The organism is Bradyrhizobium sp. Ce-3 (genome assembly GCF_022835695.1).
Classification (GTDB): domain Bacteria; phylum Pseudomonadota; class Alphaproteobacteria; order Rhizobiales; family Xanthobacteraceae; genus Bradyrhizobium.
The window spans coordinates 988,970-1,002,070 of record NZ_BQUV01000001.1 but is presented as its reverse complement, the minus strand read 5'-3'; the positions used below and the strand labels follow the sequence as shown (position 1 = coordinate 1,002,070).

The following is a 13,101-nucleotide window of genomic DNA, read 5'->3' as shown; positions in this document are numbered from 1 at the left end:
CCGGCGCCGAATCGGGAAATGAAATGATGCTAGGCGCTGGCGATGCGGTTGCGTCCCCTGGCCTTGGCTGCGTAAAGCGCGCCATCGGCGCGGGCGAGCAATGTGTCGGAATTTTCGCGCGGCTTGAGCGTCGTGACGCCCGCGGAGATCGTCACCCGCATGCCCGGCGAGAACGCGCTCCAGTCGAGGTCGGCGATGATGGCGCGCAGCCGCTCGAGCGCACGCATCGCCTGATCCTGCGACAGGTCGGGCAGCACCAGCAGGAATTCCTCTCCGCCGTAACGGCCGAAGCGATCGATGCTGCGCAGATTGGCGAACATGCCGATCGCGAAGGTGCGCAGCGCCTCGTCGCCGATCGGATGGCCGTAGACGTCGTTGATGCGCTTGAAATGGTCGAGGTCGATCAGCGCGACCGCGCAGGAGCTGCCGTTGCGGGCGCAGCGCGCGATCTCCTCCTCGAGCACGCGCATGATGTTGCGGCGATTGGAGGCGCCGGTCAGTTCGTCGAGCTCGGCGAGCTCCTCGATGCGCCGGTAGGCCTCCTTCAGCTTCAGTCCGCTCTGATACAGCGATTGCTGCATCGAGCTCGAGAAGATGCCGAGGCACATGCAGCGCCCGATCGTCAGCGCGAACACCAGCATGGTGGCGAGCCGGTCGAGCCTGGTTGCGGTCGGCATCCCGATCGCCTTGTCGGTGCCGAGGAACAAGGCGGCCAGGCCCAGCACCATGATGGTCCAGACAACAGCGGTCTGCCGCGCCGAGGTACGCAGCGCGCCGAAGCCGAACACCACGAACAGGTTGCACAGGAACAGCACGCCGACTTCGGGCGCGATGTAGGTGAACACCAAGAGGTTCACCATGTTGATGGCCGACTGCGGCGCGACCAGATAGTGGTCGCGGAAACGCTCGTGAAAGCCGCGCTCCGAGAGCAGCACATAGACGGCGACCAGCGAGAGGCCGGTCAGCGCATAACCCGCCGCCACCGAAACCGACGTGGTGCCGGCACGTGCGTAGATCAGCAGCACGACGGCATCGAGCACGAAGCAGGCGGCGATCATCGATTGAATCTGGCGGCGCTGTTTGGCCCGGCGCGCCAGCCGCTCGAGCGTCAGCCTGGGACGGCCGCTTTCCGATGCACCCGCGATCGGGCTGGGAAGTGACGACGCAGCGCTGCCCATGGTCTCGCCATTGCTGAAATCCGGCGAAAATCTAAGTGGGAAAGCCTTTAGGTTTGGTATCTTTCGGAACCGAATCTGATCCGGTGAAACCCGGTCATCATCCTTGTTTCGTAAGGGGAATCCGTTCGCCTGGCTGGGGCGGGAGCGATCCGGCCGCAGGTCTCTGCCGGGGCTCGGTTCGCGACGGCGCTGGCTTGCTGGCGAAGCCTTGATATGGTCACGCCGGATAGTGCGTGGCCGTGAAAGTGTTGAAGTAATATGATACCGTCTACCGAGTCGCCGACGATTTTTCCTCATTGGGATCGTCGACTGTGTCATAGATCACACATGCGGTCCGCACATTGCCGTAATGTGAAGAATCTTGCCTCTCGCGTCGAACCACGCACCACCCCCCTCAGACCAACCTTGCGAGACGGCCATTGAGCGCGACACAGGCGGCTTCAGACGAGGTTCTGATCGCTCGGATCGCTCAAGGCGACCGGCTCGCCATGCAGGTGCTATACGGACGGCATCATGTCAGGGTGTACCGCTTCGGGCTTCGGCTCGTGCGGGACGAACAGGTGGCGGAGGATCTCATCAGCGAGGTCTTCCTGGACGTGTGGCGTCAGGCGGGCAAATTCGAGGGACGATCCGCCGTTTCAACCTGGCTTCTGGCGATTACCCGGTTCAAGGCGTTGTCTTCGCTGCGGCGAAGGAAGGACGCCGAACTGGACGATGAGGCCGCGAACGCGATCGAGGACACGTCCGACGATCCGGAAACGGTGGTGCAGAAGAAGGACACCGGTGACACGCTGCGAAGGTGCCTGACGGGACTATCGGCGGAACACCGGGAAATTGTCGATCTTGTCTACTATCACGAGAAATCCGTGGAAGACGTCGCAGAGATTGTCGGGATTCCGGAGAATACCGTGAAGACGCGCCTTTTTTACGCGCGCAAGAAACTTGCCGAGTTGCTGAAGGCAGCCGGTGTCGAGCGAGGTTGGCCATGATGGCTGCGAGCAACAAGAAAGTGCTGGGTCAAGAGCCAGACGATATCGAGATGCTGCTGCCCTGGCATGCGGCCGGCACGCTGAACGCGCGTGACGCGCGCCGCGTCGAGGACGCGCTGGCGAGCGACCCGGAGCTGGCCCGGCAATATTCCGTGATCCGCGAGGAATATGCCGAGACCATCGGCCTCAATGAGAGCCTCGGTGCGCCCTCGGCGCGCGCCATGCAGAAGCTGTTTGCCGCGATCGATGCCGAGCCCGAGCGCAAGCCGTCGGCGGCCGCGCGGATGTCGGCCGGCTTCTCGGAGTTCTTTTCGAAATTGTCGCCGCGGACGCTGGCCTGGTCGTCGAGCCTCGGTGCGCTCGTGGTGCTATTGCAGGCCGGCGTGATCGGCGCGGTGCTGATGCGCAGCCCGACGGCTTCGTTCCAGACCGCCTCGCTTGACGCCGCCGAACAACGCAGCGCGCCCGCGGCGCCGAGCGCGGCCGTTGCGCCCAGCGCGCCGATTACCCGCGACCTCGGTGCCAGCGTGGCGGCCGCCCCGACGCGGCTCTTGGTGCGCTTCACGCCGGATGCCAGGATATCCGACATCACCGCGCTGCTGGACAATTACCAGGGCGCGATCATCGACGGGAAGGGCGGCATGTTCCGGCTGCAGTTCCGCGCAATGGACAAGGATGGCGTCGCCGCGCTGATTGCCCGTTTGCAGAAAGAAAAGATCGTCAGCCTCGCGGTCGAGACGCCGTAAACGGCGGCCGACGGTTCTGCGCCGAGTCGAGGTCACGATGACCGCTAAAGGCGCCATGTGCTCATCGCCGCGGTCGCGGACAAACCGCCGCACCCCTCGCAGCCGCTGGACCGCAATAACACTTCCGTGAGCCGCGCGGCGAATGATACCGCGCCGTCGATCGCATCGGACGATTTCGCCACAAATCCCCGTGCTGCACGGTGATTTTCGGCGCCGAACGCCTGCAATGATGCGACGGAACCGGGCGCCGCGAAGGTTAAAAAAATCGCCGGGGATTTGAACGTCCGCCTTCCTGTCACGACTTATGTGTGTGGGAGCGGTTTATCCCTCCCCGGCTATATCAGGCGCGAGCGCCCATCCACCCCAAGCGCCCATATGGCTTTGACCCGTCCGGTTGTCCCCCCGGACGGGTCTTTCATTTTGGGGATCACCTCGCAGATCACCTCACATGTCCAGCTGATCGATCGGGGCCGACCGCGCCGACGCTCCGCCGCGCGACGGCGGCACGCGGGCGGCGGCGACGGTTTGCAGTGGATCATTCGGCTGTGTGCTGCGCGGAAGCGAGCGTATCGCCAGCATGCAAGTCGATGACTTGGCGATGGTTCGTGCAGGAAACTCCGTAGTCGAGCGGACTTCTTTCATCGCCCGTTCGCGATTAAGAATTTAGTTAGACTTTATTTACCTTTTCCACAGAATATCAATGTCACGTCCAGTTGATTCGGTTCGGTTGCGTCTGCGTCCGTTTCTTTCCCTGCGGGCAAGTTGAATGACACATCGGACCGACGTGGCCAGAGGCCAGGAGATTGTTGCGCGCTGGTGCAACCTCGCCGAGCAAAGGCTGGAACACCTCAACGAGCTGTTCGAAACCGGGCGCTGGCGCCGCTATCACAGCGAGCAGGCCTTTCTCGAGAACATCAGGGAAGCCCGGGCCGCGGTCGACATCTGGCGCGAATTGCTGACGCGCGAGGCCGCGCTCGACAATTCGCCGATCGACCTGTCCTGGCTCGGCCGCGGCACCTCGAAATTGCCCCCGCGCGAGATCTCGCCGTTGCCGGAGCGGCGGTCGGAGGCCGCGACGCTGGCTGAGGCCGCGATGAGCGCGGTCGCGGCCGCGCTGGAGACGGCGACGGAAGTTCTGGAGCAGCCGCTCACCGTGGCCGACGCGCCGCCGCTGGAGATGCCCCCTCCGGCCGTGCGGCCGCCAGTGCTCGATCTCGACACCATCCAGCGGCGCTACCCGCTGCTGCGCAACGCGCTCTAGGCGGACGAGGGCGCTTTCGCGCGAAGCGGCCCTCGGCTCGCGCGAAAAAGAAAACGTCAGAGCAGCAGTTTGCTAGCGCCGCACCGCGTTCGCGCCGACCATCAGCTGGGCATATTGCTGGGTGCCACCCACCGACAGATCTGACGTAACAGCGCGGGCGTGGTCGAGCCCGACCACCGCGCCGCCCGGGGTTTCCGAGATCATGTTGTTGTTGATAAGCGCGGAGCCCGCGCCCGGCACCACCGAGACGCCGATGCCGACGGACGCCCGGCGGACCACATTGCCCGTGATCGCGACATCGCGCAGATATTTGCCCCAGCCGGCGACGATGCCGAAGGTCGGCGCGTTCTCGATCACGTTGCCGGTCACAGCGCTGTCGGCCTCGACATAGATGCCGATCCCGGCGCCGTCGTTCGGGTCGGTGCCTGCGGGGCGCTTCGGCAGCAAATTGCGGATGATGTTGCCTTGGACCGCCGCGATGCGGCCGCCCTCGTTGAAATTGCACACGGAGACGCCGATCGCGGCGCCGTCGACGGTGTTGTTGGCGATCACCGCGGCCTCGAACGAGAACTCCGAGTACAGCGCGACCTCGCGGACATTGCTGACGCTGTTGTCTGATATGTGGATGTTGGAAGCCGAATTGCCGCGCACCGCCGAGAAGTCGCAATTCCTGATGCGGTTGCCGCGCACGATTACGTTGCCGGCGCGGAACGCGTTGATCGCGTTGCCGTACTGTCCGGAGCCGCCGGGGCCGGCCTTGATGTCCTCGATGCGGTTGTCGGCGACGATCGAGCCGTCGTCGCCGATCGCAGTGCGCAGGATCTCGATGCCGTTGTCGTTGGTGCCCTTGATGGTGTTGCGCGCGACCATCAGGCCGAGCGCGTCGAACGACACTAGCGCGGTGCTCGCGATATCGGTGAAGATGTTGTTGCTGACGTCGCCCGACATCTGCTCGAACCAGATGCCGGCGCCGCCGCTGCCGATGAACTGGCAGTCGGTGATGCGGATGTCGCGGCCGGACAGGCAATGCACGAGGCCGCGCCGCGCCGGCAGCGGGACGTTGCCGCCATCGAAGGACAGGCCCATCAGGACGACACCGCCGGCGCCTTCGCTCTCGAGCAGCGATGCGCCGCCGTTGAACGAGAGCCGGCTCGCGCCGCGCACGCCGATCAGCTGGCTGCCGGGGGCGAGCCGCAACAGGCCGGTGCGATAGACGCCGGGCGGGAATGCCAGCGGCACCTGCGCGCGCGCGGCGTCATCGATCGCGCGCTGCAGATTGCGGGTTTGATCGTCGGGGCTTCCGGGGCGGACGCCATATTGCGTGACGTCGCGGCCGAGCGAGCCGGCCGATTGCGCGGCAGCGCGCGCAGCGTCCGGCGACATCGCAAGCGTGCCGGCCGCGCCGGCGACCGAGGCTCCGATCAGATGGCGGCGGTTGACGTCCATGGGCATGGCCCTCGCACATATTCGCGAGCGGTGACGTTCGCGGGTCGAGTGGTAGCGCGAAATGCGGCGCGGCATGGTGAACACGCCGACGCAGCCGCGCGATTGTTGGCGGTAGGGTTAACTCCGGGTGCTTTCTCACACGATTTGGTCAACCGGCATCACTTACGCGCGCGCGGCCTGTCGGGTGAGTTTCACCAGCTCCAGCAGCATGGCCTCGCCGGCATCGACCAGCGCGTCCAGCGTGATCGACGATTTGCCAGGCGCGGCCGTGCCGTCATGGGCTAGCGCCGGAACATGGACGAATTGTGCGAGACGCAACGCGTTGTCGCCGCTGACGGCCTCGATCGCGCGCCAGCTCAGATAGTTGCAGAGATAGCTGCCGGCGTCGCGCGAGGCCCGCGCATCGATGCCGGTGGCCAGCGCGGCGCGCAGCAGCTTTTCGCTGTGCGGTCCGAACAGCTTCGCATCGGCACCTGCGGCGATCGATCCCTTGCGCGCATGCTGGCGGCCGGCGTCGGGGAAGCGCGTCGTCACCGCGTTGCGGGCGCGGCTTTCGATCCGCAGATAGCCGGTGCGGCCGGCGAGGCCGAACATCAACAGCGCCTGCGGGCGATGGTGTGCGATCAGCTCCGGCAATTCGCGGTCGACGGCAGCATAAGTGACGTCGAAGATGTGGCTCGACAGCACGACGTCGTCGAAGGCCGGCCGGCGCAGCGCGGTCAGCCGCTTCACCAGCGGCATGGTCGGGTTGAACGGCGCACCCGGGAACGGACCGAAGCCGGTGAGCAGGATGCGCAGCCCGCCGTTCAATGCAGCATCTCCGCGATCTGCTCGGCGGCAACCGCCGGCGAAATGCGGCCCGCGGCGACCTCGGCCTCCATCTTCTTGACCCTGGCGCGGATCGCAGCGTCCGAACGCAGCCGCGCCATCATCCGGCTCTCCAGCATCGACCACATCCACTTCACCTGCTGCTCCCTGCGGCGGCCCGCGAACTCGCCCGAGGCGTTCATCGCGGTGCGATGGTCGAGGATCTTCTGCCAGAGCCGGTCGAGCCCGGCGCCGGTCAGCGCCGAATAGGTCTCGACCGGCGGATGCCAGTGCTCGGAGCGCGGCGCCAGGATGTGCAGCGCGCTGCGATAGTCGGCGGCGGCGAGGTTGGCGCGCTTGATATTGTCGCCGTCGGCCTTGTTGATCGCGATCATGTCGGCGAGCTCGACGAGGCCCTTCTTGATGCCCTGCAACTCGTCGCCGGCGCCAGGCAGCATCAAGGCCAGGAAGGAGTCGGTCATGTCGCAGACCGCGGTCTCGGACTGGCCGATGCCGACGGTCTCGACCAGCACCACGTCGAAGCCGGCGGCCTCGCACAGCAGCATCGCCTCGCGGGTCTTCGCCGCGACGCCGCCGAGCGTGCCCGAGGAGGGCGAGGGGCGGATGAAGGCCTGGTCGGAAACGGCGAGCCGTGCCATCCGCGTCTTGTCGCCGAGGATCGAGCCGCCGGTGCGCGCTGAGGACGGATCGACCGCCAGCACCGCGACCTTGTGGCCGCGTTCGATCAGGAACATGCCGAGCGCATCGATGGTGGTCGACTTGCCGACGCCGGGCGAGCCGGTGATGCCGACCCGCACCGCCTTGCCGGTGTCGGGGAGCAGCGCCTGCACCAGCTCGCGCGCCGCCGCCTGGTGATCGCCGCGGCGGCTCTCGACCAGCGTGATCGCCCGCGCCAGCGCGGCGCGGTGGCCGGCGCGGAGGTCACGGGCGAGGGCGCTGATGTCGGGAACGGCGGGCTTCGAGGCGTTCATGGTCTTGGTTTACAACGGCTGGCTATTGCAGGCGAGGGGAACGCGGATCGGCGCCGGCGCGGCCTGTTGATGACGTCTGGAGACCGATAGCCGGATGTGATGGCTGCCGTCGCAGGGCGCGCTGCCAAAATATCGAAAACAACCCCATGCACAGTAACCCGTAGCCCGGGTGAGCCGACGGGTCGCGCGAACGCGTGCCCGATGACAGGCTCCGCGATACCCGGGAAAACCGGTCCCGCATATCGCTTCGCTCATGCGGGCTACGAACTATTGCTGATCGTCCACGTCGCCCTTCGGCCGTGCGCCGGCGAAGATTTTCGCGCCTTCCGGCGTCAGATACGGCTTCAGCGTCTCCCACGGCACGAACGCGACATACTGGCCTTCGACGTAGGGGCCGACGGCGTAGGGCGGGTAGTGGAAGGTGAGGCCGGAGCTCCTGCCTGATGCAGTCGACGGCGCCAGCGTGACGGCGCCGATCTTGAGCAAGGTCGGCTTCAGGTCGTCATGCCAGTTCGCCGCGAGCGGCTCATCTCCGGCTCGCTTCTTCTTTTCGATCGTCAGCGCCGCGATGACGGCCTTGAGCATGGCCTTCATGGTCGGGCCGTTGTCCGCTGTTTCGGTGAAAAAAGGACGGATGCTGATGCGCTTCTTCTCCGCCGTGTCCCACAGGATGGTGTTGACGTCGGAGTTCGGATGCGCACCCAGAGTGTTCATGTAATCGTCGCGCAGTACGCTGACATAGCGGTCGTCGACGACGGAGCGTACCGAATATTTGCGCTCGAACGAATAGCCGCCGCGATCCTTGAACAGCTCAGGCTCCTGCTTGCGGTCGGAGGCCGCCTCTGCCGCGTTCTTGTCGATCCATTTCTTGCCTTCGGCAAGGCAATCGGCCGCCAGCGCGGGATCAGCCTTGATCTTGTCGTCGAGATAGACGCTGGCCTCGATGCTCGCATTCTTGATCGTGGCGTCGGGCTTTGGATCGGCTTTGGGATCGGTGGCGCGCGCCGGAAGGCAAAGGCAAGCCAGCAGGCCGGCAAGACCCATGATGCGGACAGGCGTCATCAAGCGAGCGGCGCGCATGGAAGCTCCTGACGGGAGAGGGGATGCGGCAGCGTTACTCCGCCGCCGCGCTATGGCCGAGCCGGGCGTTGAGCTTGTGGATCAGCTCCTCGGCGGCCTCCGAGATCACGGTGCCCGGCGGGAAGATCGCCTCGGCGCCGGCAGCATAGAGAGCATCGTAATCCTGCGGCGGCACCACGCCGCCGATGATGATCATGATGTCCTCGCGGCCGTGCTTCTTCAGTGCGGCCTTCAGTTCCGGCACCGCGGTGAGATGGGCCGCCGCGAGCGAGGAGACGCCGAGGATGTGGACGTCGTTCTCGACCGCTTGGCGAGCGGCTTCGTCGGCGGTTGCGAACAGCGGCCCGATGTCGACGTCGAAGCCGACGTCGGCGAAGGCGGATGCGATCACCTTCTGGCCGCGGTCATGGCCGTCCTGGCCGATCTTCGCCACCAGGATGCGCGGGCGGCGGCCCTCCGCTTCCTCGAAGGCGTCGATCAGCGCCTGCACCTTTTCGACCTTGTTGGACATGGCCGCTGCCTCTCGTTTGTAGACGCCGGTGATGGACTTGATCTCAGCGCGATGGCGGCCGAACACCTTTTCCATCGCGTCTGAAATCTCGCCGACGGTGGCTTTTGCACGCGCGGCATCGATGGCGAGCGCCAGCAGATTGCCGTTGCCTTCGCCCGCCGAGCGGGTCAGCGCGGCCAGCGCCGCATCGACGTCGGTCTGGTTGCGCTCCGTCTTGAGCCGCGCCAGCTTGTCGATCTGCAGCCGCCGCACGGTGGAGTTCTCCACCTTTAGCACGTCGATCGGCCGCTCGTTCTCCGGCTTGAACTTGTTGACGCCGATCACCGCCTGGCGGCCGGCATCGATCCGCGCCTGGGTCTTGGCGGAGGCTTCCTCGATCCTGAGCTTCGGCACGCCGGCCTCGATCGCCTTGGCCATGCCGCCGAGCGCCTCGACCTCCTGGATGTGGCCCCAGGCCTTTTTCGCGAGATCCTGGGTCAGCCGCTCGACATAATAGGAGCCGCCCCAGGGATCGATGATGCGGTTGGTGCCGCTCTCCTGCTGCAGGAACAGCTGCGTGTTGCGGGCGATCCGCGCCGAGAAATCGGTCGGCAGCGCCAAGGCCTCGTCGAGCGCATTGGTGTGCAGCGACTGGGTGTGGCCTTGCGTCGCCGCCATCGCCTCGATCGTGGTGCGCATCACGTTGTTGAACACGTCCTGCGCGGTCAGCGACCAGCCCGAGGTCTGGCAGTGCGTGCGCAGGCTGAGCGAGCGCGGATCCTTCGGGTTGAACTGCTTGAGCAGCTTGGCCCACAGCAGCCGCGCCGCGCGCATCTTGGCGACTTCCATGAAGAAGTTCATGCCGATCGCCCAGAAGAAGGACAGGCGAGGGGCGAAACGATCGACGTCGAGGCCCGCGGCCAAGCCCGCACGCAGATATTCAACGCCGTCGGCCAGCGTATAGGCGAGCTCGAGGTCCTGCGTCGCGCCGGCTTCCTGCATGTGGTAGCCGGAAATAGAAATGGAATTGTATTTCGGCATCCGCTGCGAGGTGTAGGCGAAGATGTCGGAGATGATCCGCATCGAGGGCGTCGGCGGATAGATGTAGGTGTTGCGCACCATGAACTCTTTCAGAATATCGTTCTGAATGGTGCCCGACAGTTTCTCCGGCGGCACGCCCTGTTCCTCGGCGGCCGCGACGAACAGCGCGAGGATCGGCAGCACCGCGCCGTTCATGGTCATCGACACGCTCATCTGGTCGAGCGGGATGCCGGCGAACAGCGTGCGCATGTCGTAGATGGAATCGATCGCGACACCGGCCATGCCGACGTCGCCGGAGACGCGCGGATGATCACTGTCATAGCCGCGGTGGGTGGCGAGGTCGAACGCGACCGACAGGCCCTTCTGTCCGGCGGCAAGGTTGCGACGGTAGAAGGCGTTGGAATCCTCTGCCGTGGAGAAGCCGGCATATTGCCGGATGGTCCAGGGCTGGTTGACATACATGGTCGGGTAGGGGCCGCGCAGATAGGGCGCGATGCCCGGCCAGGTCTCGAGGAAGTCGATGCCTTCGAGATCGGCCTCGCCATAGACGGACTTCACCGGGATGCCTTCGGGCGTCAACCACGGTTCGGCGCTCGCCGCCGGCATTGCCGTCGCAACGGGCTGGAAGGCGACATCGGCGAAATTGGGAATGCGGGTCATTCCTTGGCTTCCTTAGTCATGGTCCGGATGCTGATGGCTGACGATGGCCGCCATCTTGTCCGGTCCGTAATTCTGCATCGTGGTCTGGCTCGGCAAATTGGCGATGCCGACCACCCAGCCATGGCGCGACTCGGTTCCGAATTGCTGCGTCGGGATCACCCGGTCGGGCCGGTCGAAGGCGCCGGTCATGATCTCGATACGGGGGCCGTCGATCCGCCGGAAGCTGAGCGGCGTGCCGCAGGCGGCGCAGAAGTCGCGCTCGGCGATCGAGGAGGATTTGAACGCCGCCGGCTTGCCCCGGGTCCAGGCGAAATCCTCTTTGTTGATGTCGGCGAAAGAGGCGAACGGCGCCCCGGAGGCCTTTTGGCACATCCGGCAGTGACAGATGCTGACGCGGTTCGGCGCCGCCGACACTGCAAAGCGTACGGCGCCGCATTGGCAGCCGCCGGTCAGAACGGGTTTCGCTGGTGCCTCTGCCGTCATGCCTGCTCCATCCGCCGATAGGCGTCGCGCAATGTCGCCAGCCCGTCACCGCCGGCGAAGACGAACTCACCGATGCCGGCCGCCCGCAGCGCCGCTTCCTGGTCGCCGGGCCGCCCTGCCAGATAGATATGCCTTGCTCCGGCGCCGTGAAGGGCCTTGGCGGCCTCGGCGGCGCTGGCGGCATAGACCTTGTCCGAGGAACAGATGCAGGCCAGCGCGGCACCGGAGGCCCTGAATGCCGCAGCCAGCGCCGCCACGTCGGCAAAGCCCTCGCTGTCGATGGCCTCGATGCCGCCGGTCTCGAAGAAGCTTTTTGCGAAGGTGGCGCGGGCGGTGAAATCCGCCGGCGTGCCGAGATTGGCGAGGAAGATCTTTGGTCGCGCGCCGCGCGCGTTCAGTGCGGCATCCGACTTGTCGCGCAGCGCCTCGAACGGTTCGGCCAGCCGCATCGGCGCAAGGGGATCGAACCTGACCTTGGCATTGGCGTTGGAGGTCGGCGCGGATGGTTTCACATCCAGGACCGCGAGGTCAGCCTCATGCAGGTTCGGGAATTCGCTGGCGCCGGTCAGCACATCGCGGCGCTTCGCGACATTGGCTTCGCGCTGCGCCCGCGTCGTGGCGACCTTGTTTTGCAGCAGGCCCTGTTCGAGCGCGGCGAAGACGCCGCCGGCCTTCTCGATCTCCTGGAACAGCGTCCACGCCGCGTCGCAGAGCTGTGAGGTCAAAGTCTCGATGCCGCCGGCGCCGGCCGCGGGATCGGAGACCTTGGCAAGATTGGATTCATCGAGCAGCACGAGCTGCGTGTTGCGCGCCACGCGGCGGGCGAAATCGTCCGGCAGGCCGAGCGCCAGCGTGTGCGGCAGCACGGTGATCGCATTGGCGCCGCCGAGCCCGGCGGCAAAGGTCGCGATCGTCGCGCGCAGCATGTTCACGTTGGGATCGCGCTGGGTCAGCATCCGCCAGGCGGTCTGCGCATTGACGAAGATCGGCTTCGGCGTGAGGCCGCAGGCCTGCTCGACCCGCGCCCACAGCAGCCGGAGCGCGCGGAATTTCGCCATGGTCAGGAACTGGTCGGCATCGGCGCTGAGCCGGAACGACACGGCTGCGCGCGCCGCGTCGAGATCGAGCCCCGAGGCTTCCAGCATGCGCAGATAGGCGAGCGCGGTCGCGAGCGTGAAGGCGAGTTCCTGCACCTCGGACCCGCCGGCATCATGCACCGGCCGGCCATCGGCCAGCACGAACGGTCCCTTGAAGCCGCGCTTGATCAGGCCGTTGACGACCTGGCCGAACGACTTCTCGTAATTGGGCCAGGCGATCGCCGCGGCGCCGCGCACGGCCATGGTGCTGAGCGCCTGGTAGTTGAAATGCAGGTCGAGCTTGGCCGGGTCGAGCTTGCGCGCCTCGACCATGTCGGCAAACGTCTCGCCGGCGTTCTCGCGTCCGATCACCGGGTTGAGCGCGATCATGATGCCGGCGTCGAGATGGACGCCGCCGCAGGCCCGCGCCAGCGTCTTCTTGCTGGCATCGGAAAGACCGAAGCCGCGCGCGCCGGGACCGCCGGCGAACTCGAATTCGAGGCCGGTCGCACCGTTCTCGAGATCCTGCAAGGCCTGCGCATTGGCCGCTGCGGCATCCGGATGGTCGACCCGCTGCAGGATCTGCCAGGGAGTGGCGGCGGCGCGGCCGGCAAGCGGGCCTGAATTGGTGGCGCGGCGGTAGATCGGATCGATCCGTAGGCCGTCATAGGTCTTGCCGACCAGCTTCTCGAACGGGGCGCCCCTCAGCACGCCGTCGACCAGCTTGCGCCAGTCGTCATAGGTCGCCGGTGCGAAATCCGAAGCCAGAGCCAAATCGTCAGTCGAGGTCGTCATCCGCCCAAATCGTCCTTCATCGGGCTCGCGACGAGCCGCTTGATTTGGCCGGAAATT

11 protein-coding genes are annotated in these 13,101 nt (G+C 65.9%); 3 read left to right on the top strand and 8 right to left on the bottom strand.

Translation table 11 applies throughout. The features are described 5' to 3' along the window. Positions 1-29: 29 nt before the first annotated feature. Entirely contained in the window at positions 30-1,178 is a 1,149-nt protein-coding gene (locus tag BRSPCE3_RS04610; RefSeq protein ID WP_244064496.1) for a GGDEF domain-containing protein, read from the bottom strand. Between the two features lie 419 nt (positions 1,179-1,597). Here BRSPCE3_RS04610 and BRSPCE3_RS04605 point away from each other — a divergent pair, with 419 nt between their 5' ends. The 3 genes from BRSPCE3_RS04605 to BRSPCE3_RS04595 all read left to right on the top strand — a co-directional run bounded on the left by BRSPCE3_RS04605 (position 1,598) and on the right by BRSPCE3_RS04595 (position 4,174). Continuing rightward, positions 1,598-2,167: a sigma-70 family RNA polymerase sigma factor gene (locus BRSPCE3_RS04605; RefSeq protein WP_244064495.1), complete on the top strand. Its 570-nt coding sequence runs from the start codon at positions 1,598-1,600 to the stop codon at positions 2,165-2,167. Beyond that, entirely contained in the window at positions 2,167-2,913 is a 747-nt protein-coding gene (locus BRSPCE3_RS04600) for a hypothetical protein (RefSeq protein WP_244064959.1), read from the top strand. The genes BRSPCE3_RS04605 and BRSPCE3_RS04600 overlap by 1 nt, the downstream gene beginning before the upstream one ends. A gap of 766 nt (positions 2,914-3,679) precedes the next feature. Beyond that, positions 3,680-4,174 carry a TIGR03809 family protein gene (locus BRSPCE3_RS04595; RefSeq protein WP_244064494.1) on the top strand — a complete coding sequence of 165 codons (495 nt, stop codon included), beginning with the start codon at positions 3,680-3,682 and terminating at the stop codon, positions 4,172-4,174. 72 nt (positions 4,175-4,246) lie between these two features. On the opposite strand, the gene BRSPCE3_RS04590 is transcribed toward BRSPCE3_RS04595, so the two are convergent. From BRSPCE3_RS04590 to BRSPCE3_RS04560, 7 genes are all read right to left on the bottom strand, one after another. After that, positions 4,247-5,620 (bottom strand): TIGR03808 family TAT-translocated repetitive protein, encoded by a 1,374-nt coding sequence (locus BRSPCE3_RS04590; RefSeq protein WP_244064958.1) that lies wholly within the window; start codon positions 5,618-5,620, stop codon positions 4,247-4,249. Between the two features lie 162 nt (positions 5,621-5,782). Continuing rightward, positions 5,783-6,430, bottom strand: a complete 648-nt coding sequence (locus tag BRSPCE3_RS04585; RefSeq protein ID WP_244064493.1) for a pyroglutamyl-peptidase I — start codon at positions 6,428-6,430, stop codon at positions 5,783-5,785. Next, positions 6,427-7,419, bottom strand: coding sequence for a methylmalonyl Co-A mutase-associated GTPase MeaB (meaB, locus tag BRSPCE3_RS04580; protein ID WP_244064492.1), 993 nt, complete (start codon positions 7,417-7,419; stop codon positions 6,427-6,429). Before meaB ends, BRSPCE3_RS04585 begins: the two co-directional genes overlap by 4 nt. A gap of 267 nt (positions 7,420-7,686) precedes the next feature. Further along, positions 7,687-8,499, bottom strand: coding sequence for a DUF3298 and DUF4163 domain-containing protein (locus BRSPCE3_RS04575; RefSeq protein WP_375709858.1), 813 nt, complete (start codon positions 8,497-8,499; stop codon positions 7,687-7,689). 34 nt (positions 8,500-8,533) lie between these two features. After that, the gene (gene scpA, locus BRSPCE3_RS04570; protein ID WP_244064491.1) at positions 8,534-10,690 is read right to left on the bottom strand and encodes a methylmalonyl-CoA mutase; all 2,157 of its coding nucleotides are present in this window, start codon (positions 10,688-10,690) and stop codon (positions 8,534-8,536) included. 12 nt (positions 10,691-10,702) lie between these two features. Continuing rightward, positions 10,703-11,173, bottom strand: coding sequence for a GFA family protein (locus BRSPCE3_RS04565; protein WP_244064490.1), 471 nt, complete (start codon positions 11,171-11,173; stop codon positions 10,703-10,705). After that, entirely contained in the window at positions 11,170-13,044 is a 1,875-nt protein-coding gene (locus BRSPCE3_RS04560) for a methylmalonyl-CoA mutase family protein (RefSeq protein ID WP_244064489.1), read from the bottom strand. The genes BRSPCE3_RS04565 and BRSPCE3_RS04560 overlap by 4 nt, the downstream gene beginning before the upstream one ends. Positions 13,045-13,101 lie beyond the last annotated feature (57 nt).